Consider the following 21,335-nt stretch of genomic DNA (forward strand, 5'->3'; position numbering starts at 1 on the left):
CTACACCGAGGGCCTGATCGGTCGCGGCGACATCACCATGGAAGAGGCCGAGCAGGCCCTGCAGGACTTCCAGGGCCAGCTGGAGAAGGTCTTCGCCGAGGTCCGCGAGGCCGCCGGCGCACCCGCTCCGGCCTCCAACGGCAAGCCGGTCGCGGACTTCCCGGTGAACATCCAGACCGGTATCTCCGAGGAGATGGTGAAGCGGATCGCCGCCTCGCAGGTGAACCTGCCGGAGTGGCTGACCGTCCACCCGCGTCTGCTGCCCCAGCTGCAGCGTCGCGCCGGCTCCGTCGAGGACAACACCATCGACTGGGCCATGGGCGAGACCCTCGCCATCGGCTCCCTGCTGATGGAGGGCCACCCCGTCCGCCTCGCCGGCCAGGACAGCCGCCGCGGCACCTTCGGCCAGCGCCACGCCGTCCTCATCGACCGCAACACCGGCGAGGACTACACCCCGCTGCTCTACCTCACCGAGGACCAGGCCCGCTTCACCGTCTACGACAGCCTGCTGTCCGAGTACGCGGCGATGGGCTTCGAGTACGGCTACTCCCTCACCCGGCCCAACGCGCTGGTCATGTGGGAGGCGCAGTTCGGCGACTTCGTCAACGGCGCGCAGACCATGGTCGACGAGTACATCGCCTCCGCCGAGCAGAAGTGGGGCCAGCACTCCGGCGTCACCCTGCTCCTGCCGCACGGCTTCGAGGGCCAGGGCCCGGACCACTCGTCCGCCCGCCCGGAGCGCTTCCTGCAGCTGTGCGCGCAGAACAACATGACGGTCGCGATGCCCACCTCGCCGTCGAACTACTTCCACCTGCTCCGCTGGCAGGCGCACAACCCGCACCACAAGCCGCTCATCGTCTTCACCCCGAAGTCGATGCTGCGTCTGAAGGCTGCGGCGTCGGCCGCCGCCGAGTTCACGTCCGGCTCGTTCCGGCCGGTGATCGGCGACAGCACGGTGGACCCGGCGCAGGTCCGCAAGGTCGTCATCACCTCCGGCAAGTTCTACTACGACCTGGAGGCGGCCCGCACCGAGCGCGGCGTCACCGACACCGCCGTCGTCCGGGTCGAGCGGCTCTACCCGCTGCCGATCTCCGAGCTGCAGGAGGAACTGGGCCGCTACGGCGACAACGTCCAGTTCATCTGGGCGCAGGAGGAGCCGGCGAACCAGGGCGCCTGGCCGTTCATCGCCATGAACCTGGTCGACCACCTGCAGGTCGTGATCGGCCGCAACGCCAACGGCGCCCGCCTGCGCCGCGTCGCCCGCCCGGCCTCCTCGGCCCCCGCCGTCGGCTCGGCCAAGCGCCACGCCGCCGAGCAGCAGGCGATCGTGGACGAGGTGTTCGCGATCTGACGCAGGGTCCGCAGGACCTCCGGGAGCCCCGGTACCGCCCGCTGGCGGTACCGGGGCTCCCGGCTTTCCGCGTCTCGACCGGGTAACCGACCGGCGCCCCCTCACCGCGACGGATCGTCAGCTCGCTACCGTATGGGGCGTCATGCCGCACCTCAGGGGGAGCCGACCATGTCCGAGCAGTTGCCACCCGTCTTCCAGCCGCTGCAGCCGGAGGATCCGAGGGAGGTCGGTGGCTACCGGGTCTTCGCGCGGCTCGGCGCGGGCGGCATGGGCCGGGTCTACCTCTCGTACACGCCGGGCGGGCGGCCGGTCGCGCTGAAGGTGGTGCGCGCGGAGTTCGCCGAGGACGGCGAGTTCCGGAGGCGCTTCGCGCAGGAGGTCGCCAACGCCCAGCGCATCCACGGGCTCTACACCGCGCAGGTGATCGACTCCGGCCCGGACGCCGTGGCGCCCTGGCTGGTCACCGCGTACGTGCCCGGCCCTTCGCTGCAGCAGGTGATCCGGGAGCACGGCGCGCTGCCGACCCGTACCGTGCTGCTGCTGATCGGCGGCATCGCCGAGGCGCTGCAGGCGATCCACAGCGTCCAGGTGGTGCACCGGGACCTCAAGCCGGCCAATGTGCTGGTCGCCGAGGACGGCCCGCGGGTGATCGACTTCGGTATCGCCCGGGCCGCGGACGCCACCGCGCTCACCGGCACCGGCTACCGGATCGGCTCGCCGGCCTTCATGTCGCCCGAGCAGGCGCAGGGCGCACCGGTCACCGCGGCCACCGACGTCTTCGCGCTGGGCGCCCTGGCGGCGTACGCGGCCGGCGGCACCCCGCCGTTCGGCGAGGGCCCGGACACCGCGGTGCTCTACCGGGTGGTGCACGAGGAGCCCGACCTGGCGACCGTCCCGGCCGACCTGCGGGAGCTGCTGGCCCGCTGCCTGGCCAAGGACCCGGCGCAGCGTCCGACCCCCGCCGAGATCATCGAGGCCGCCCGCAGCCATCCCGCGGTCGGCGGCCAGCTGCGGTTCGCCGACGACTGGCTGCCCGCCCAGGTGAACACCGAGATCACCCGCCGCTCCGACCTGCCGCGCACCCCGCCGACCCCGCTGCCGGCCGCAATGCCGCCGATGCCGACCGTTCCGGCGACCGCGCCGTCGATCGCGCCGTCGATCGGTGTCCCGGCCGCCCCGCCGAGCGCCCCGACGGTGGCGCCCTTCGCGTCGCCGCAGTACCCGGCTCCGCAGTACCCCGCGCCACAGGTCGGCGCGGTGTCGCCGCCGCTGGGCGCGTTCGGGCCGCCGCAGCCGGCCGGTGTCCCGACCGTGCCGGTCGCGGCCGGCCCGCAGGCCGCGACCGCACCCGTCCGACGGGGTGTCTCCTGGAAGACCCTGCTGGCCGTCGCTGCGGCGACGGCCGTGGTGGGCACGGGTGCCGGTGTGGCGCTGACCTCCGGGGGCGGCGGCACCACCCGGACCAACTCGGGCACCGGCGGGCAGACGGCGCAGACCGCCGGCCCGGCGGGCACGCGGCCGGCCGGGCAGGCGACGGTCGGCGGATCGCAGGACTCGGCCGCCCCGACGGCCAAGGGCGGCGCCACCGCAAAGCCGTCGAGCGGGTACACCCCGGTCTACACCGACCAGGTGCTCTCCAGCCCCGACTACACGTACGTCTTCGACCTGACGACCGGCAAGGTGGTGTCCTCCTCGACCAATCCGGCCTGGGTGCTGGAGCCGAGCTACGGCCACTTCAACTGGTCGAGCGGCTCGGACGCCTTCCTGGCCGCGGAGAACCACCTGACCCCGGCCGAGTGCGCCGCGGGGATCGAGCAGCAGCCGGTGTCCGACGTGAAGTACGACGCGCTGCCGGCCGGCGGGCTGTTCTGCCTGCGCAACCGGGAGAACGGCGGCATCGTCGTGGTCAAGGCGGTCGAGCAGGGCGGCACCAGCAACTCGGGGGCGAAGGTCTCGATCAGCTACTGGCGCCGCAGCGGCTGACCGGCCGCGACTATCCTGACGGGGTCACACCCCACCGGACCGGAGCACAGCGTGTACTTCACCGACCGAGGCATCGAGGAGCTGGAGAGCCGTCGCGGCGACGAGGAGGTCACCTTCGAGTGGCTGGCCGAGCGGCTGCGCGAGTTCGTCGACCTCAACCCGGACTTCGAGATCCCGGTCGAGCGGCTGGCCACCTGGCTGGCCCGGCTCGACGACGAGGACGAGGACGAGGACTGATCCGCGGCACCGCACGCGCGACATGCGAAGGGCCCGGAAGGCACCCGCCTTCCGGGCCCTTCGCGTGTCTCGGGGGGGCACGTTCCCCGGGCCGGACCTAGGGGTCGCGTCGGGGTCGGGTCGGGGTTGACTTCCCCCCTTCGCGATATATCGTGTTAATCAAGTCGACGCGATACATCGCGAACGGGAGGACGGGGAATCATGAGCGAGTGGACGGTCGAAGGACCCGAGAAGATCACCATCGACGAGCCGGTCAGCAGCCTGCACGTCCGGATCATCGGGGGTGCCGTCAACGTCGTGGCCGCCGACGGCCCGGCCCGCCTGGAGGTCACCGAGCTGGAGGGCGAGCCCCTGCAGGTCGACCTCAGGGACGGTGTGCTCACCGTGGCGTACAAGGACCTCGACTGGAGCGAGCTCTCCGAGACCGTGAAGTCCCTCCAGTCCGTCAAGGCCTTCCTCGGCTCGCTGCGCCGCAAGCGCCGTGCCGTCGTCTCGCTCGCGGTGCCGGCCGGCACCGAGGTCAGGCTCGGCACCGCCTCCGCGGACACCACCGTCTCCGGCATCGCCGGGCCGGTCACCGTGCACGGCGCGAGCGGCGCCGCCACCCTGGTGGGCCTCTCCGGCCGGATCCAGGCCAACACCGTCTCCGGCGACGTGGACGCCCAGTCGGTCTCCGGCGAACTGCGCGTCAACACCGTCTCCGGGCAGCTCACCGTGGTCGCCGGCACCGCCGACAAGGTGCAGGCCAAGACCGTCAGCGGCGCGGTCACCCTCGACCTCGACGTGCAGACGCCCACCGACATCACCGTCGCCACGGTCAGCGGCCCGGTCGGCGTCCGGCTGCCCGCGGTCGCCGACGCCAAGGTCGAGGCGGGCACCACCACCGGTGACGTCACCTCCACCTTCGCCGAGCTGACGGTGGCCGGCAGCTGGGGCGCCAAGCGGCTCGCCGGCCAGCTCGGCAGCGGCACCGGCCGGCTCCAGGTCACCACCGTCTCCGGCGCGATCACCGTCCTCCACCGTCCGGAGGACGAGGACGCGCCGCCCGCCAAGGAGCTCACCACCGGCCCCGGCCCCGACCTCACCAAGGAGGCCTGAGCGATGTCCCCCGTCTTCGGCCACGGCCGGCTCCGGCTCTACCTGCTCAAGCTGCTCGACGAGTCCCCCCGGCACGGCTACGAGGTGATCCGCCTGTTGGAGGAGCGCTTCCAGGGCCTGTACGCGCCCTCCGCCGGCACCGTCTACCCGCGGCTCGCCAAGCTGGAGCAGGAGGGCCTGGTCACCCACAGCACCGAGGGCGGCCGCAAGGTCTACCGGCTGACGGACGCGGGCCGCACCGAGCTGGCCGCCCGTCAGGACGAGCTCGCCGAGCTGGAGGTGGAGATCCGCGACTCCGTCGCCCAGCTCGCCGGCGCGATCCGCGAGGACGTTCGGGACACCGCCAAGGACCTGCGCGAGGAGCTCTGGGGCGCCGCCCGCAAGGCCCCCCGCCCGGAGACCGCCGGCGACCCGTGGGCCGGCCCCTGGGGGGACAGGGATGCCTGGCAGCGCGCCAAGGAGGAGTACGAGCGGTTCAAGACCCAGGCCAAGGACCAGGCCAAACGCGCCAAGGAGCAGGAGCGCGCGGCCAAGGCCAAGGCCAAGGCCGCCGAGGCGGAGGCCCGCAAGCTGCGCGAGCAGTCCAAGGCCGCCCGCAGCGCCACCCAGCAGGAGGCGCTGCGGATCAAGCGCCGGGTCGAGGAGCAGGTCCGCGAGCACGCCTCGCGCGGCGACTGGTCCACCGGCCTCGCCGAGGGCCTGGCCGAGCTCACCCGCAGTCTCGGCGGGCTCGCCGACGCCGCCCGCTGGGGCCACCCGGCGCCCACCGAGGACGTCCGGATCACCCGGATCGACCTCGACAAGGACGGCGGGGACGACGGGGGCGACGCCGCCGCGGCCGAGGACCTGCCCGACTGGGCGCGCACCGATCCGGCCGGCGACCCGGCCCGCGAGCTGGAGCGCCTGCTCGACCGCTTCCGCGACCACGTCCGGGACGCCGCCCGCGACGGCGGGGTGACCCCCGATCAGCTGACGAGGGCCCAGTCGGCCCTGGCCGCGGCGGCCCGGCGCCTCGGCTGAGCGAGCGGTGTCCCCCTGCGGCGAGGCGGGGGGACACCGCTGTCCACCGGCGAAACCCCCTTGCACAGGCGTGCGAGCGATGTGAAATGATCCGCACGCGGACCAGGCCGAAGCGCGGCTTCACGCGCGCTCCCGGGTCGCCGTCGACGTGCGACAGCACACCGTCTCCGCCCTTGGGGGGCACCATCAACAAGCGCACTGCGGCTCTTGCCGCGACCAGTCTGCTCGGCGCACTGGCGCTGCCGACCGGCGCGAGCGCCGCGCCCACCGACCTCTGGGTCGACAACGGCGCCGGGGCGCACTGCACCGACAGCGGCACCGGGACGGAGGCCGCGCCGTACTGCACCGTCCAGGCCGCCGCCGACGCCGCACTGCCCGGCCAGACCGTCCACGTCGCCGGCAACGACTACCCGGAGCAGGTGAGGATCACCCGCTCCGGCACGTCCGGTGCGCCGATCCGGTTCGTCGGCGGCAAGGACGCGCCGAGCCCGGACGGGACCTACGCCAAGGTCGGCGGCGCCTTCGGCGGGTCGGGCGTGCCCCACGCGCTCGTCGTCGAGGGGGCGCACCACGTCGAGTTCACCGGCTTCTCGTTCGACTACGCCAACGAGGAGGCGGTGCTGGTCAAGGACTCCTCCGACATCACCCTGATGCGCGGCGAGGTCTGGTCGACCCGGGCCGCCGGCGTCCGCGTGACCGGGGACTCCTCCCGGGTCACGGTCGGCCGGTTCCGGTTCTCGTACGTCAGCGGACCGCTGATCCAGCTCGACCAGGGCGTCAAGGACTCGGTGGTGACCACCAACGAGCTCTCCCCGGGCAGCAGCGCGGCCGTCAGCGCCACCGGCGCCACCGGCACGGTGGTGGTCTCCAACACCGTCAACACCAACTGCCACGACGGCATCGTGCTCGCCGGGGCATCGACCGGTGCGGTGGTCGAGAACAACGTGGTCGACACCGGGTCCACCGCCGACTACCCGACGAAGCCGTGCCAGGCCGGCGCCTCCGCCACCGGTATCACGGTCGCGGCCGAGGCGGCCGCCGGGACGAAGGTCGACTACAACGTCGTCAGCCCGACCAGCGGCAAGCCTGCCTACCTGTGGGCGGGCACGCCGTACACCGCCCGGCCGGCCTTCACCTCCGCCACCGGGCAGGGCGCGCACGACGCGGTCGCCGACCCGACCGTTCCGTGGGACGGCTCCAAGCCGCAGCTCGGCCCGACGATCGACTCCGCCGACGTGAACGCGCCCGGCATGCTGGACGTCGACCTCGGCGGCCGCCCGGCCAAGGACGACCCGGTGGTCGCGGACACCGGCACCGGCTTCCGCGATCGCGGCGCCTGGGAGTTCGCGAACTTCGGCAGCGTCTACACGCCGACCGGGCCGACCCGTGTGCTGGACACCCGGAAGGCCCTCGGCGCCCCCGGGGCGCCGGTCGCATCCGGCCACTCGATCGACCTCGACCTGGCCGGGGTGGCCGGCGTTCCCGCCGAGGGCGTCACCGCGGTGACGCTGAACGTGACCGTCACGGCACCCACCTCCCCGGGCCTCCTGACGGTGTACCCGCACGGCCAGGAGCGCCCCACCGCGTCCAACCTCAACTGGACCACCGGGCAGACCGTCGCCAACCTGGTCACCGTCCCGGTCGTCGACGGCAGGGCCACCTTCTTCGCGGGCGGCGGCCCGGGCACGGTCGAGGTGATCGCCGACCTGGCCGGCTACTACAGCACCAAGGGCAGCGTCTTCACCGCCGCCGGTCCCACCCGCCTGCTGGACACCCGCCAGGCCGTCGGTGCCCCCAAGGCGCGCGTCCCGCAGAGCGGCTCGATCGACCTGCAGGTCGCGGGTGTCAAGGGCGTCCCGGCGACGGGCGTCACCGCGGTGACCATGAACGTGACCGTCACCGCGCCGAACGACAACGGCTTCCTGACGGTGTACCCGCACGGCCAGGAGCGCCCCACCGCGTCCAACCTCAACTGGACCACCGGGCAGACCGTCGCCAACCTGGTCACCGTCCCGGTCGTCGACGGCAAGGTCACCTTCTTCGCGGGCGGCGGCGGTGGCAGTGTCGACGTGGTGGCCGACCTGGCCGGCTACTACTCGGCCGAGGGCTACACCACCTACAACCCGACGGGCCCCTGGCGGATGATGGACACCCGCCAGGACCGGTACGACGGCAACGGCACCAAGCGGCCGGCCGGGCCCGTCCCGGCGGGCGGCAGCATCACCCTCGACTTCGGCGAGTCCCGGGCCCGGATCGTCACCCTCAACGTGACGGTCACCCAGCCCGCGGCCAACGGCTTCCTGACCGCCTATCCGAGCGGCACCGCCCGTCCGCTGGCGTCCAACCTGAACTGGACGCCGGGCCGGACCGTCCCGAACCAGGTCGTCGTGCCGGTCGGCGCCGACGGCAAGGTCGTGCTGTACAACGGCAGCAGCGGCGGCGCGGACATGGTCGTCGACTGGTTCGGTTACCAGACCTGGTGACCTGACAGTGCCCTGAGGCCCCGGCGGACGTCGTCCGCCGGGGCCTTCGCACGTGTCAGGGCGTCAGCACGATCTTGCCGAAGACGTCGCCCTTGGCGAGCCGGGCGAAGCCGTCGCGGGCCTCGGTGAGCGGCAGCACGGAGTCGATCACCGGCCGAACCCCGGTGTTGGCGCAGAGCGCGAGCAGGCCGGCGAGCTCCTCCTTGGTGCCCATGGTGGAGCCGACCACCTTGAGTTCCAGGAAGAAGATCCGGTTCAGCTCGGCGGCCTTCGGGTTCGGGCCGGAGGTCGCGCCGGAGATGACGATGGTTCCGCCGGGCCGCAGCGACTTCACCGAGTGCGACCACGTGGCGGCGCCGACGGTCTCCATGACGGCGTCCACCCGCTCGGGCAGCCGGGCGCCGCTCTCGAAGGCGGCGTCCGCACCGAGCTCGACGGCGCGGGCCCGCTTGGCCTCGTCCCGGCCGGTGACCCATACCCGCAGGCCGGCGGCCTTGGCGAGGACGACCAGTGCAGTGGAGACGCCGCCGCCGGCGCCCTGGACGAGGACGGTGTCGCCGGGCTTGACGCCGGCGTTGGTGAAGAGCATCCGGTAGGCCGTCAGCCACGCGGTGGGCAGGCAGGCGGCCTGTTCGAAGGTGAGCTCGGCGGGCTTGGGCAGCAGGTTCCAGGTCGGGACGGCGACCTTGGTGGCGAAGGTGCCCTGATAGCGCTCGGTGAGGATGGAGCGCGGCTCGTTCGGGCCGACCCCGTGGCCGCTCTGGCCGACGACGGAGTGGATGACGACCTCGTTGCCGTGCTCGTCGACGCCGGCGGCGTCGCAGCCGAGGATCATCGGCAGGCGCTCGGCGGGCAGGCCGACGCCGCGCAGCGACCAGAGGTCGTGGTGGTTGAGGGTGGCGGCCCTGACGGTGACGACGCTCCAGCCCTCGCGGGCCTCGGGCTCCGGGAGTTCGCCCAACTCCAGTGCGCTCAGCGGGTCGTCCTGGTCGATGCGGGCGGCGTAGGCAGCGAACATGGTTCGGACGATATCGGCGCGGGCCGGGCGGCCGGTACCACGCAACGGTGTGACCTGCACTACCGGGGGAACGCACCGGGGGCGCGTGGAGGCCGGTGCCTCCGCGCGCCCCCTGGGTGTCCGGCCCGGGCGACGGGCCGTCAGGCGCGGGCGACGCCCTCGGTGCGGGCGGCCTCGGCGACGGCCTTGGAGACCGCCGGCGCGACCCGGTCGTCGAACGGCGACGGGATGACCTTCTGCGGGGTCAGCTCGTCGGCGACCACGGCGGCGAGCGCCTTGGCGGCGGCGAGCTTCATGCCCTCGGTGATCCGGGTGGCCCGGACCTGCAGGGCGCCGGCGAAGATGCCGGGGAAGGCCAGCACGTTGTTGATCTGGTTCGGGAAGTCGCTGCGGCCGGTGGCGACGACCGCCGCGTACTTGTGCGCGACCTCGGGGTGGATCTCCGGGTTCGGGTTGGCCATGGCGAAGACGAAGCAGCCCTCGGCCATGGTCGCGACGACGTCCTCGGGCACGGTGCCGCCGGAGACGCCGATGAAGACGTCGGCGCCGGCCAGCGCGTCGGCCAGCGAGCCCTTGATCCCGGTGCGGTTGGTCAGCGCGGCGATCTCGGCCTTGACGTCGGTGAGGTCGCCGCGGCCCTCGTGGACGACGCCGCGGCGGTCACAGACGGCGACGTCGCCGATGCCGGCGGCGAGCAGCATCTTGGCGATGGCGATGCCGGCGGCACCGGCGCCGGAGATGACGGCCCGCAGGGCGCCGATCTCCCGGCCGGTCACCTTGGCGGCGTTCCACAGGGCGGCGGTGGTGACGATCGCGGTGCCGTGCTGGTCGTCGTGGAAGACCGGGATGTCCAGGGCGTCCTGCAGCCGGCGCTCGATCTCGAAGCAGCGCGGGGCGGAGATGTCCTCCAGGTTGACGCCGCCGAAGGACGGGGCCAGCCGGACGACGGTCTCGACGATCTCGTCCACCTCGGTGCAGGCGAGCGCGATCGGGACGGCGTCGACGCCGCCGAACTGCTTGAAGAGGATCGCCTTGCCCTCCATGACGGGCAGCGAGGCCTCGGGGCCGATGTCGCCGAGGCCGAGCACGGCGGTGCCGTCGGTGACGACGGCGACGGTGTTGGACTTCCAGGTGTAGTCGTTGACCAGCTCGGGCTGCTCGGCGATCGCGGTGCAGACCCGGGCGACACCGGGGGTGTAGGCGAGGGACAGATCGTCCGCGTCGCGCACCGGAACCGTGGCCCGGACCTCCATCTTGCCGCCGCGGTGCAGCGCGAAGACGGCGTCGACCGGATCGTCGGTGTCCTGGGTGTTGGGGTGGATGATCTCCGCTGCCACGTTGACCTCTTCGTCAATGATCAGCGAGGACGCTCGGACCGACGGTCGTTCGGCACCGGGGCCGCCGCCGGAGGGACGGCGACGCCGGGTACGCGAGGCGTACCCGGAGTCCGGGGTCGGGGCGCGGCCGTCGGGCGACGCCCTCGATTGAGGGTTTTGGGTGTTCTGCGCTGTGGTTCCGGCTCGTGCCCGGGCGCATCCGCATCAGGACGGACAATGACGCACACCGGTCGAGCCTAGGCCGGACGAAGGCACCGCACCTGTGCCTTTTCGTCCTCGTCGTGCGCCGTTCACCGCACGGCGGCCCTTGACACCGCCGGGATTCCGGTGGAATCCGACGGCCCTGGCCGACCTGCGGCGGGACGGTACACGCACCCGCAGGAGTGAACGCAGACACGGAGGGGAGCTGGTGCCTCGGCTACGGAGTCGGCGTCGTCGACTTCCGGTCCTGCGCACCCCGGATCCGCCCCGCTCGATTGTGAGCAGCGGAATCCGGCGGTCTGCCTTCGTTCGTCGGGGGTTACCCGATACCAGATTCTGACATACCCGCGACCTGGGACAGGAGGGTGGGATGGCAGGATCACATTTCCCACACCGACATCCGGACGCTTCCGTTCCGCTCGCGGACGGTACCTTCCCAGCAGCGCCCACCCTCGCCTGCACCACCGCTCCCACAGGAGGACCCAACGCATGCACGCCTTCGCGCCCCGTCCCGCCCGCACCCTCGCCGCGGGGGCGGCGCTCGTCGCGGGAACCCTCTTGCTGACCGCGTGCGGCAGCTCCGGTTCGGCCAAGACCAGTGAGGACGACCTGCACGCCCGGCTGCCGGAGAGCGTCAAGTCCAAGGGGGTCCTGAAGATCGCCTCCGACCTGAACTACGCGCCGGTGGAGTTCAAGGCCTCGGACGGCTCCCCGGTCGGCATCGACCCGGACATCGCGACGGAGCTCGGCAAGCAGCTCGGCGTGAAGGTGGAGTTCACCGACACCGCGTTCGACAAGCTGATACCGGGCCTGCAGGCCGGCGAGTTCGACCTGGCGATGTCGGCGATGACGGACAACCGGCAGCGCCGGGAGGGCACCGACGACAACGGCAAGGTGGTGAACCCCGGCGTCGACTTCGTCGACTACTTCATCGCCGGCACCCAGATGCTCGTCCCCAAGGACAACCCGGAGAAGATCGGCAAGCTGGACGACCTGTGCGGCCACACCGTGGCGCTGCAGCGCGGCACCACCCAGGCCGCGATCATCGAGCGGCAGGTCGGCGCCTGCACCCGGGCGCACAAGCCGCTGACGGTGAAGCTGTTCGACAACGACAGCCAGGCGCTCGCCGAACTGGCCGCCGGCCACGCCGACGCCGACCTGAACGACTACCCGGTGGCCGCGTACGTCGCCGCGAAGGGCGGCCCGAACGGCGCCAAGTTCGACGTGGCCGGAGCCCAGCTTCAGCCGTCACCGTACGGAATCGCGGTCGACAAGAAGAACACCGAGCTGCGCGACGTTCTGGTGAAGGCGCTGAACCAGATGATCCGGGACGGCTCCTACGAGAACATCCTGCAGAAGTGGGGGGTCGCCGCCGGCGCGGTGCAGAACGCCGTGGTCAACGGCGGCTTCTGAGTCGGGACGCTCCGGCCGGGTTTCCCGGCCGGACGCCGCCAAGTCTGCATACTTATACGCAGGGTGACAGGGGGTCGGAATTCGTCCGGATAGCGGACAAGAAGGCCCCCCGTTATCCGATTTTGATCTGAATAGGGGCCCGTTCACCGTCCGTGAGTGGCAGGATTCCACCCAACTCGGATCGAACACGCCTCCCCCCGGAGGTGCCCCTCTCTGCGAGGCGGTCCGACGTGCGCCCACCTCGGCGGAGGGTGGCGACATGCACGGCTTGAATTCTCGAACAAGTGAACGACCGGCCCGGGGCGGCACGACGCAGTGCAGCCGACGGCCGGGCGACCGCCACCCCCCGGCGGAGCGCTCCGCTCGTCTCTCCCCCAGGAGGAGATCCCCCTCATGACCGCTCGCACCCTGCGCCCCCGTCTCGTCGCGGCCGGCGCCGCCCTCGCGGCCGGCACCCTGTTCCTCACCGCGTGCAGCTCGTCGTCGAGCAGCTCCGGCTCTGGTGCCGCGACCCCGACGAGCTCCGTCAAGGCCGCTTCCGCCGACCCGTCGCTCGCCGCGCTCGTCCCTGCGGACGTGAAGTCCGCCGGCAAGATCACCGTCGCCACCGATGCCTCGTACGCCCCGAACGAGTTCAAGGACGACAAGGGCGCCATCGTCGGCATGGACGTCGACCTGGCCAAGGCCATCGCAGCGAAGCTGGGGCTGACCGCGGACGTCCAGAACGCCGACTTCACCTCGATCATTCCGGGCATCGCGGCCAAGAAGTACCAGGTCGGCATGAGCTCCTTCACGGACACCAAGGAGCGCGAGCAGACGGTCGACATGGTCACCTACTTCTCGGCCGGCAGCGCCATCGCCGTGAAGAAGGGCAACCCGGACAAGATCGACGCCAAGGACCTCTGCGGCAAGAAGGTCGCCGTCCAGACCGGCACCACCCAGGCCGACGAGATCAAGGACGTCCGCAACCCCGACTGCGTGAAGGCCGGCAAGCCCCCGATCCCGGGTGACGGCGACAAGTTCTCGCTGCAGACGGACGTCACCCAGGCCCTGGTGGCCGGCCGCGACCAGGTCATGATGGCCGACTCCCCGGTCGTCGACTACGCGCTGAAGCAGACCAACGGGCAGCTGGAGAAGATCGGCGACACCTACGACAGCGCCCCCTACGGCATCGTCATCGCCAAGGGCTCGGACCTGAGCAAGGCCGTCCAGGGCGCCGTCCAGTCTCTGATCGCCGACGGCACGTACAAGCAGATCCTCGACAAGTGGGGTGTCTCGGCGGGCGCGATCACCACGTCCGAGATCAACGCCGCCAAGAGCTGACGTTCCGCTACCAACCCCCTGAGGCTACTCAACGTGAACCCTATCGATCAGGGGCCGGTGAAGACGGGACGGCCTGAGACCATCAAGGCCGTCCCGGTCCGCCACCCCGGACGCTGGGCCGGAGCCGTCGTCGTCGCACTCCTCGCGGCGATGCTGATCCACGCCCTGGTGACCAACCCGGCCTTCCAGTGGTCGGTCGTCGGAGACACCCTCTTCAACGACCAGATCCTGCACGGCCTGCTCGTCACCCTCGAACTGACCGCCCTCGCGATGGTCATGGGCGTGGTCGGCGGCATCGTCCTCGCGGTGATGCGGCTCTCGCCGAACCCGCTGCTGTCCGGAGTGGCCTGGGTCTACATCTGGGTCTTCCGCGGCACCCCCGTGCTGGTGCAGCTGGTCTTCTGGAACTTCCTCGCCGCGATCTGGCCGAACCTCTCGATCGGCATCCCGTTCGGCCCCGAGTTCGTCTCGGGCTCGACCAACACCCTGATCCCGGTCTTCGTCGCCGCGCTGCTGGGCCTCGGCCTCAACGAGGCGGCCTACATGGCCGAGATCGTCCGCGGCGGTCTGCAGTCGGTGAGCGAGGGCCAGACCGAGGCCGCGCACGCCCTCGGCATGAGCCGGTTCCAGACGATGAAGCGGATCGTCCTCCCGCAGGCGATGCGGGTGATCATCCCGCCGACCGGCAACGAGACCATCTCGATGCTGAAGACCTCGTCCCTGGCGAGCGTCATCGCCCTGGAGGAGCTCTACCAGGCCGGCCACAACATCTTCTCCCGCACGTTCCAGACCATCCCGGTCCTGATCGCGGTCAGCATCTGGTACCTGATCCTGACCTCGATCCTCACCGTCGGTCAGTACTACATCGAGCGGCACTACGCCCGCGGCGCCAACCGCACCCTGCCGCCGACCCCGCTGCAGCGCCTGCGGGGCATGTTCACCGGCCGCCGCAAGCCGGCCACCACGCACGACGTCGTCCCGGGTCTGGAAGGAGGCGGTCACCTGTGAGCGATCTGGCGAAGACCCCCGCCGACGCGACCCGCGCGATGGTCCGGGCGGAGAGCGTGCACAAGTCCTACGGCCTGGTCGAGGTGCTCAAGGGCATCGACCTGGAGGTCAAGACGGGCGAGGTGTTCGTGCTGGTCGGCCCGTCGGGCTCCGGCAAGTCCACCTTCCTGCGCTGCATCAACCACCTGGAGAAGATCAACGCCGGCCGGCTCTACGTCGACGGCGACCTGGTCGGCTACCGGCAGAAGGGCGAGAGGCTCTACGAGCTGAAGGACAGCGAGGTCGCGCGCCAGCGCGCTGACATCGGCATGGTCTTCCAGCACTTCAACCTCTTCCCGCACATGACGGCGCTCGAGAACGTCGTCGAGGCCCCGGTGCAGGTCAAGGGCGAGTCCAAGTCCGCCGCCAAGGAGCGGGGCCTGGCCCTGCTGGAGCGGGTCGGCCTGGCCGGCAAGGCCGCCAGCTACCCGTCCCAGCTCTCCGGCGGCCAGCAGCAGCGCGTCGCGATCGCCCGCGCGCTCGCCATGCAGCCCAAGCTGATGCTGTTCGACGAGCCCACCTCGGCGCTCGACCCCGAGCTGGTCGGCGAGGTCCTCGACGTCATGCGCGGCCTCGCCGAGGAGGGCATGACCATGGTCGTGGTCACCCACGAGATGGGCTTCGCCCGCGAGGTCGGCGACGCGCTGGTCTTCATGGACGCCGGCGTGGTCGTCGAGTCCGGCGACCCGCGCGAGGTGCTCTCCAACCCGCAGCACGAGCGGACCAAGCTGTTCCTGTCCAAGGTGCTCTGACCCCGGCTCCGCAGGACGCCCGCCGCCCCCGAGGGCGGCGGGCGTCTTCGCGTCCGGGCTCCCAGGTAATACCCTTGGGGCAGCTTGCCCGTTACCGGCCCTGGAGGACCATCCGTGGAGCTCGCCTCGTACGCCGACTACGCCGTCCGGCTGGTCAACACCGAGGAGCCGGAGCGCGGCCGGGACGCGCTCACCTCGGTGGACGCCGTCCGCGGCCTGTTCGGGACGGCCGGCCGGGCCGCCGCCCTCGCCGACGAGGCCGACCTGCCCCGGCTGCGGGCCGTCCGCACCCGGCTGCGCGGCGTCTTCGAGGCGGCCGCCGAGGGCGACGAGATCCGGGCCGTCGACCTGCTCAACAGCCTCATGGTCGAGTACCCGGTCAGCCCGCTGGTCTCCGGCCACGACTACCTCGACGAGGCCGGCCGGCCTCGCTGGCACCTGCACCTGGCCGACAACGCGGCCACCGCCACCGCCAACTACACCGCCGTGGCCTGCATGGGCCTGGCCATCCACCTCACCGAGCTCGGCGCCGACCGGCTCGGCATCTGCCAGGCCGCGCCCTGCCGCAACGCCTACCTCGACACCTCGACCAACCGCTCGCGCCGCTACTGCTCCGACCGCTGCGCGACCCGGGCCAACGTCGCCGCGTACCGCGCCCGCAAGCGCGAGGAGGCGGCCCGCGCCGCCCTCGCCGCCCGCGACTGAGGCCCGGGGGCAGGCGGGCAGCCGATCTCCCTCCGCTCTACGGCTCGGCGTCCAGCGGTCCCAGGTCCAACGGGCGATGCACGCCGAAGCGCTCCGCGAGCGCCGGAAGGCGCTCCAGCACCGCGCCGTTCAGCGCCCGTTCCAGACCGCGGGCCGGCGCCAGCCAGGCCGGGCTCGGCCGCAGCCTCAGCAGCACCCGGCCGAGCACCAGCTCGGCCGGCACCGGCCCGTACTCCCGGCTGTCCGAGGTCACCAGCGGGTTGTCTGAGAGCAGCCACCAGCCGCCGGCGCGGCGCCCGACCGCCCGCTTCACCACCAGCAGGTCCTGCCGCAGCGGGTGGCGCACCACCACCACGGCCCCCGGCCGGATCCGGGCCCCGTACCGGACGAGCACCCGGTCGCCGTCGCGCAGCGTGGGCCGCATCGAAGGACCCGCCACGTCGATCACCCCGAGCGGCAGCGGTCCGCCGCCGCCCGGCTCCTGCTCCTCGGCCATCCGCCTCTCCCCTGCCCGCGCGTCGCCGTCCAGTCTCCAGCATGGCGGCACGCCCGGCGCCCGCCCGATATCGACCGGTTGTGCCTCCGCCTTTTGCCCTAGGCCCCCGGGCCAATCGCGAATCAACGGGGAGGGCGGGGTAATCTCGCTCGCGGGAAGACGATCTAAGGAAGGACTCCCATGTTCTCTCGTCTGTTTGCTCCGCGAGCCACCGCGCACGCCCACTGCGACCTGCCCTGCGGCGTGTACGACCCGGCCCAGGCCCGTATCGAGGCCGAGTCCGTGAAGGCCACTCAGGAGAAGTACCAGGCCAACGAGGACCCGCACTTCCGTGCGCGCGCCATCGTCATCAAGGAGGAGCGCGCCGAGCTGGTCAAGCACCACCTCTCCGTGCTGCACACCGACTACTTCAAGGCCCCGCACTTCGAGGCCTACCCGCAGCTGCACGACCTGTTCAACAAGGCCGGCAAGGCCGCCTCGGCCGCCAAGGCCTCCACGGACCCGGCCACCGGCCAGGCCCTGCTCGACCTGATCGCCGAGATCGACCGCATCTTCTGGGAGACCAAGAAGGCCGCCTGATCACACGTCAGTAACCCGGGGCCCGGCCGCGCACACCGCGGCCGGGCCCCCGGCGTGTCCGCCCCTTCGGCAGGTCGCCCGGCGGCCGTCGGCGTAGGCTCGTGGCACGGGCCGGGCCGCCCCGGCCGGTCCGCCGCCCCGAGCGAGGGAGGCCGCGATGCGCACCACGGCGGCACCCGGGCGCCGGCAGCCCCGGCGGGCCACCCGCCCCAGGTCCGGTTCGCCGACCGGGCCCAGGTCGGGGCCACCGCTCCGCGCGACGGCGCCGGAGGATCCGCAGGTCGGAGCGGGTGTCCGGAATTAACCTTTCCGCCCGGCCGGTCCGTCCGAGTACCCTCGCCGTATGATCCGCACCGCCCTGGCCACCGACGTCCCCGTCATCCACGCCATGATCCGCGAGCTCGCCGAGTACGAGCGGGCGCCGCACGAGGCGCGGGCGACGCAGGAGCAGCTGCGCGACGCGCTGTTCGGCGAGCACCCGGCGGTGTTCGGGCTGATCGCCGAGGACGACGCCACCGGCGAGCCGGTCGGCTTCGCCCTGTGGTTCCGCAACTTCTCCACCTGGCGCGGCACCCACGGGATCTACCTGGAGGACCTGTACGTCCGGCCCGCCTCCCGGGGCGGCGGCCACGGCAGGGCGCTGCTGGCGGAGCTGGCACGGATCTGCGTGGAGCGCGGATACTCCCGGCTGGAGTGGTCGGTGCTCGACTGGAACGAGCCGTCGATCGGCTTCTACAAGTCCCTGGGCGCGGTGCCGATGGACGAATGGACGGTGTTCCGGCTGACCGACGACGCGTTGGCCGAGCTGGGCGCCCCGGCGGGGCGGTGACCTGCCGTCCGTCGCCCGTTCCCGTGATCGTGGTCGGAGATCGCGACATCGGCCCTCCGATAGCGGTAACGTCTCGGGCGGATGCGCAGCGTTCCGGCTCTCCCGGGTGGGTATGAACCGGTACGTACCGCACCACCCCTCGGACGAGTTGGGGCGAAGCAGTTGAGCGAAGCAAGAGGAAGTGCCGCGGCCGTCCGGCCGCAAGCACCGCGCGTCACCCAGGAGGTGAGGGTGTCCCAGATCGACGGTGAGCCCGACGTGAAGGACTTCGTGGAGGTCCGGCTGCCCGCGGCGGGGGCCTACCTCTCGGTGCTGCGAACAGCGACGGCGGGCCTGGCGGCCCGCTTGGACTTCACCCTGGACGAGATCGAGGACCTCCGCATCGCGGTGGACGAGGCCTGCGCCATCCTGCTCCAGCAGGCGGTGCCGGGTTCGGTCCTGAGCTGCGAGTTCCGGCTGGTCGGAGACTCGCTCAAGGTGACGGTGTCGGCGCCGACGACCGACGGCCGCGCCCCCGAGCGGGACACCTTCGCCTGGACGGTGCTCTCCGCGCTGGCCGGCGAGGTGGACTCGTCCGTGGGCGAGGACAACACCGTCAGCATCAGCCTGCACAAGAAGCGCGGCGGGTCTCCTGCCCAGCCGTAGCGCCGTGCGCCTCGGGCCGTACGCGCAGGTGCCGCCCGGCGGGGCCGGCGTCCCGCGCGTGCGGCTCCCCCGTACCGCAGTCCGCTGCGGTACAGCCAGTGAGAAGTGCTCCCGGAACGGAACGGGTGATCGCCGTGAGTGATCTGGACCGCACAGGGGCCCCGGCGGTGCCGGCGGCCACCGCAGACGTGGCCGTACCGCCCCAGGCGAGCGCTGCCCGCATCGCCGACGCCTCCCCGACCGACGACGCGTACCCGAAGGACGCCCAGCGGATGACCCAGCCGACCGATCCGACACCGGAGCAGCCCGCCGTGGCGGACGCGCCCGCGGCGGAGGAGGTGCCGTCCGCCGCGACCGCGGTGCGCGGTGCGGTGCCCGCGCAGGGCCACCGCTCGGCGGCGCCGGACCGCGAGGCCGCCCGGGCGCTGTTCGTGCGGCTGGCCGGGCTGCCGGAGGGCTCTCCGGAGCGGGTGGAGATCCGCAACCAGCTGGTACGGATGCACATCCCGCTGGTGGAGCACCTGGCCCGGCGCTTCCGCAACCGCGGCGAGCCGCTGGACGACCTGACCCAGGTCGCCACCATCGGCCTGATCAAGTCGGTGGACCGCTTCGACCACGAGCGCGGGGTGGAGTTCTCCACCTATGCGACGCCGACGATCGTGGGCGAGATCAAGCGGCACTTCCGTGACAAGGGCTGGGCGGTCCGGGTGCCGCGCCGGCTGCAGGAGCTCCGGCTGTCGCTGACCACGGCGACGAGCGAGCTCTCGCAGCGGCACGGGCGCTCCCCCACCGTGCACGAGCTGGCCGAGCACCTCGGGATCTCCGAGGAGGACGTGCTGGAGGGCCTGGAGTCCGCCAACGCGTACTCCACGCTCTCGCTGGACGTGCCGGACAGCGACGACGAGTCGCCCGCCGTGGCGGACACTCTCGGCGCGACCGACGAGGCGCTGGAGGGCGTCGAGTACCGGGAGTCGCTGAAGCCGCTGCTCGCCCAGCTGCCGCCGCGCGAGCAGAAGATCCTGGTGCTGCGGTTCTTCCGCAACATGACGCAGTCGCAGATCGCGGCCGAGGTGGGCATCTCGCAGATGCACGTCTCGCGGCTGCTCGCCCGCACGCTGGCCCAGCTGCGGGAGAAGCTCCTCGTCGAGGAGTGAGGCCCGGCGCCGGGGCACGGGCCCGGACACGGCTGAGGGGCGCGGTGCAGACCGCGCCCCTCAGCCGTGTCCGGGCCCGTGCGTCAGTCGCGCTCGCCGTAGAGGGCGGTGGTGACCTTCGGGTTCAGCAGCGAGACGATGCCGGCCAGGCCGAGCAGGCCGACGGCCACCGCGGCGACCCGGACGGCGCCGCCGCCCTGCCACATGTAGTAGGCGACCGGCAGGCAGATCGAGTTGGTGAGCACCGCGGGGCTGCGACCCCAGCGGCGCAGCCGCAGCAGTGCCCGGCCGGCCAGCAGCGGGAGGAGGCCCATCAGCAGCAGCACGGCGGCGCCGGCGGCGCTGCGGCCGGCCGCGGCCTGGTCGCCGGCGAGGGAGGAGACGACGTCGTAGAGGCCCCATCCGGCCAGCGCGGCGCCCTCCAGGAGGGTGATCGCGGCACCCGCCAGCAGGGGGGCCGGGCGGGCCCCGGCGGGGCTCGGAGCGGGCTCCTGGCCGGGGGCGGGGGCGGGCGAGGTGCGGGCGGTCTTCGCGGTCACTCCAGCAGGGTAACCGTCGCTCCTCCCGTACCGACCCGTAGGCTGGCGTTCATGCGCGCTCTCCTGGTCGTGAACCCGATGGCGACCACCACCAGTGGCCGCACCCGCGACGTGCTGATCCACGCCCTGCGCAGCGACCTCAAGCTGGAGGTCGCGCAGACCCAGTACCGGGGGCACGCGGGGGACCTTGCGCGGGCCGCCGCCGACGACGGCGGGGTGGACCTGGTGGTGGCCCTCGGTGGGGACGGCACGGTCAACGAGGTGGTGAACGGGCTACTCGCCCACGGCCCGTCCGACCGGGTGCCGCGGCTGGCGGTGGTGCCGGGAGGGTCGACCAATGTCTTCGCCCGCGCGCTGGGGCTGCCGAACGACCCGGTGGAGGCGACGGGTGCGTTGCTGGACGCGCTGGCCGTGCGGCGGGAGCGCGCCATCGGTCTGGGCAAGGCCTTCTCGGAGGGGCAGCCGGACCGCTGGTTCACCTTCACCGCGGGGCTGGGCTTCGACGCCGGCGTGGTCGGGCGCGTGGAGGAGCAGCGGCGGGCGGGGCGGCGCTCCACGCACGCCCTCTACGTCAACCAGGCGCTCCGGCACTACGTCACCGAGCGTGAGCACCGCCGGAACGGCCCCATCACCCTGGAGATCAGCGGGCAGGAGCCGGTGCCGGGGCTGGTGCTGTCGATAGTCAGCAACACCTCGCCGTGGACCTATCTGGGGGGCCGGCCGGTCCTCCCTTCGCCGTCCGCGTCCTTCGAGACGCACCTTGACATCTTCGGCATCACTCGAATGACGGCGTTCGGCACGGCTCGAACGGTCCGTCAGATTCTGCGGTCGCACACCTCTGCGGACGGCGCCGTGGCGGCCTCCGGACCGACCGGGAAGCACACCGTCTCCTATCACGACGTCCGGCACTTCACCTTGGTTTCACAGGAACCGGCCCCGTTTCAGGTGGACGGGGACCACCTTGGAGACAGGAGTCGCGTCAGTTTCACAGGCGTTCGGCGGGCACTGCGTGTGATTGTGTGACCGGAAGGGGGTCCCACCCTTCTTCTCGAACGCGCTAGCCCCCTTCACCCCATGGAAGTACGGGCTGTGAGCTATGCGACACCGAAGAATCAAAAATTCCTT

Annotated in this window: 19 protein-coding genes and 1 pseudogene; 16 read left to right on the top strand and 4 right to left on the bottom strand. The window is 72.2% G+C overall.

The annotated features are described in order from the left end of the window. The 6 genes and pseudogenes from kgd to AB0P35_RS11110 form a co-directional block, all read left to right on the top strand. Window positions 1-1,351, top strand: a pseudogene (kgd, locus tag AB0P35_RS11085) (multifunctional oxoglutarate decarboxylase/oxoglutarate dehydrogenase thiamine pyrophosphate-binding subunit/dihydrolipoyllysine-residue succinyltransferase subunit); the annotation flags it as partial. 168 nt (window positions 1,352-1,519) lie between these two features. Continuing rightward, on the top strand, window positions 1,520-3,334 hold the full coding sequence (locus AB0P35_RS11090; RefSeq protein WP_363509396.1) for a protein kinase: 1,815 nt from the start codon (window positions 1,520-1,522) through the stop codon (window positions 3,332-3,334). Between the two features lie 51 nt (window positions 3,335-3,385). Then, on the top strand, window positions 3,386-3,571 hold the full coding sequence (locus AB0P35_RS11095) for a DUF6104 family protein (RefSeq protein WP_363509399.1): 186 nt from the start codon (window positions 3,386-3,388) through the stop codon (window positions 3,569-3,571). 201 nt (window positions 3,572-3,772) lie between these two features. Continuing rightward, a complete protein-coding gene (locus tag AB0P35_RS11100; protein ID WP_363509402.1) occupies window positions 3,773-4,669 on the top strand; it encodes a DUF4097 family beta strand repeat-containing protein in 897 nt (298 codons plus the stop codon). Between the two features lie 3 nt (window positions 4,670-4,672). Beyond that, the gene (locus AB0P35_RS11105; RefSeq protein WP_363509405.1) at window positions 4,673-5,689 is read left to right on the top strand and encodes a PadR family transcriptional regulator; all 1,017 of its coding nucleotides are present in this window, start codon (window positions 4,673-4,675) and stop codon (window positions 5,687-5,689) included. Between the two features lie 173 nt (window positions 5,690-5,862). Continuing rightward, window positions 5,863-8,172 (top strand): right-handed parallel beta-helix repeat-containing protein, encoded by a 2,310-nt coding sequence (locus AB0P35_RS11110; RefSeq protein ID WP_363509408.1) that lies wholly within the window; start codon window positions 5,863-5,865, stop codon window positions 8,170-8,172. Window positions 8,173-8,227: 55 nt separating this feature from the next. On the opposite strand, the gene AB0P35_RS11115 is transcribed toward AB0P35_RS11110, so the two are convergent. Both AB0P35_RS11115 and AB0P35_RS11120 read right to left on the bottom strand, forming a co-directional pair. Continuing rightward, window positions 8,228-9,190 (bottom strand): zinc-binding dehydrogenase, encoded by a 963-nt coding sequence (locus AB0P35_RS11115; protein ID WP_363509411.1) that lies wholly within the window; start codon window positions 9,188-9,190, stop codon window positions 8,228-8,230. Window positions 9,191-9,330: 140 nt separating this feature from the next. After that, window positions 9,331-10,527 (bottom strand): NADP-dependent malic enzyme, encoded by a 1,197-nt coding sequence (locus AB0P35_RS11120; RefSeq protein WP_363509414.1) that lies wholly within the window; start codon window positions 10,525-10,527, stop codon window positions 9,331-9,333. A gap of 690 nt (window positions 10,528-11,217) precedes the next feature. Here AB0P35_RS11120 and AB0P35_RS11125 point away from each other — a divergent pair. The 5 genes from AB0P35_RS11125 (at window position 11,218) to AB0P35_RS11145 (ending at window position 15,968) form a co-directional block, all read left to right on the top strand. Then, a complete protein-coding gene (locus AB0P35_RS11125; RefSeq protein WP_363509417.1) occupies window positions 11,218-12,141 on the top strand; it encodes an ABC transporter substrate-binding protein in 924 nt (307 codons plus the stop codon). A 393-nt stretch (window positions 12,142-12,534) separates the two neighbouring features. After that, window positions 12,535-13,464: an ABC transporter substrate-binding protein gene (locus AB0P35_RS11130; protein WP_363509420.1), complete on the top strand. Its 930-nt coding sequence runs from the start codon at window positions 12,535-12,537 to the stop codon at window positions 13,462-13,464. A 33-nt stretch (window positions 13,465-13,497) separates the two neighbouring features. Continuing rightward, on the top strand, window positions 13,498-14,472 hold the full coding sequence (locus AB0P35_RS11135) for an amino acid ABC transporter permease (RefSeq protein ID WP_363509423.1): 975 nt from the start codon (window positions 13,498-13,500) through the stop codon (window positions 14,470-14,472). 38 nt (window positions 14,473-14,510) lie between these two features. Beyond that, entirely contained in the window at window positions 14,511-15,263 is a 753-nt protein-coding gene (locus AB0P35_RS11140) for an amino acid ABC transporter ATP-binding protein (protein WP_363509606.1), read from the top strand. Between the two features lie 114 nt (window positions 15,264-15,377). Beyond that, the gene (locus tag AB0P35_RS11145) at window positions 15,378-15,968 is read left to right on the top strand and encodes a CGNR zinc finger domain-containing protein (RefSeq protein ID WP_095873204.1); all 591 of its coding nucleotides are present in this window, start codon (window positions 15,378-15,380) and stop codon (window positions 15,966-15,968) included. A gap of 37 nt (window positions 15,969-16,005) precedes the next feature. Here the strand turns inward: AB0P35_RS11145 and sodX are convergent, their stop codons facing one another. Beyond that, window positions 16,006-16,464, bottom strand: a complete 459-nt coding sequence (sodX, locus tag AB0P35_RS11150) for a nickel-type superoxide dismutase maturation protease (protein ID WP_363509427.1) — start codon at window positions 16,462-16,464, stop codon at window positions 16,006-16,008. Between the two features lie 180 nt (window positions 16,465-16,644). On the opposite strand from sodX, the gene sodN reads away from it, so the two are divergent. The 4 genes from sodN (at window position 16,645) to AB0P35_RS11170 (ending at window position 19,671) form a co-directional block, all read left to right on the top strand. After that, window positions 16,645-17,043 carry a superoxide dismutase, Ni gene (gene sodN, locus AB0P35_RS11155; RefSeq protein ID WP_030267960.1) on the top strand — a complete coding sequence of 133 codons (399 nt, stop codon included), beginning with the start codon at window positions 16,645-16,647 and terminating at the stop codon, window positions 17,041-17,043. 343 nt (window positions 17,044-17,386) lie between these two features. Beyond that, on the top strand, window positions 17,387-17,872 hold the full coding sequence (locus tag AB0P35_RS11160; RefSeq protein WP_095873206.1) for a GNAT family N-acetyltransferase: 486 nt from the start codon (window positions 17,387-17,389) through the stop codon (window positions 17,870-17,872). Between the two features lie 231 nt (window positions 17,873-18,103). Next, window positions 18,104-18,517 (top strand): anti-sigma regulatory factor, encoded by a 414-nt coding sequence (locus AB0P35_RS11165; protein WP_095873207.1) that lies wholly within the window; start codon window positions 18,104-18,106, stop codon window positions 18,515-18,517. Between the two features lie 134 nt (window positions 18,518-18,651). After that, the gene (locus AB0P35_RS11170) at window positions 18,652-19,671 is read left to right on the top strand and encodes a SigB/SigF/SigG family RNA polymerase sigma factor (RefSeq protein ID WP_363509430.1); all 1,020 of its coding nucleotides are present in this window, start codon (window positions 18,652-18,654) and stop codon (window positions 19,669-19,671) included. A gap of 83 nt (window positions 19,672-19,754) precedes the next feature. On the opposite strand, the gene AB0P35_RS11175 is transcribed toward AB0P35_RS11170, so the two are convergent. Then, window positions 19,755-20,210: a hypothetical protein gene (locus tag AB0P35_RS11175; protein WP_363509432.1), complete on the bottom strand. Its 456-nt coding sequence runs from the start codon at window positions 20,208-20,210 to the stop codon at window positions 19,755-19,757. Window positions 20,211-20,261: 51 nt separating this feature from the next. Between AB0P35_RS11175 and AB0P35_RS11180 the strand changes: the two genes are divergently transcribed. Continuing rightward, window positions 20,262-21,233, top strand: a complete 972-nt coding sequence (locus AB0P35_RS11180) for a diacylglycerol kinase family protein (protein WP_363509434.1) — start codon at window positions 20,262-20,264, stop codon at window positions 21,231-21,233. Window positions 21,234-21,335: the final 102 nt, after the last annotated feature.

It is taken from the genome of Kitasatospora sp. NPDC085879 (assembly GCF_040686255.1).
Taxonomy (GTDB): Bacteria; Actinomycetota; Actinomycetes; order Streptomycetales; family Streptomycetaceae; genus Kitasatospora.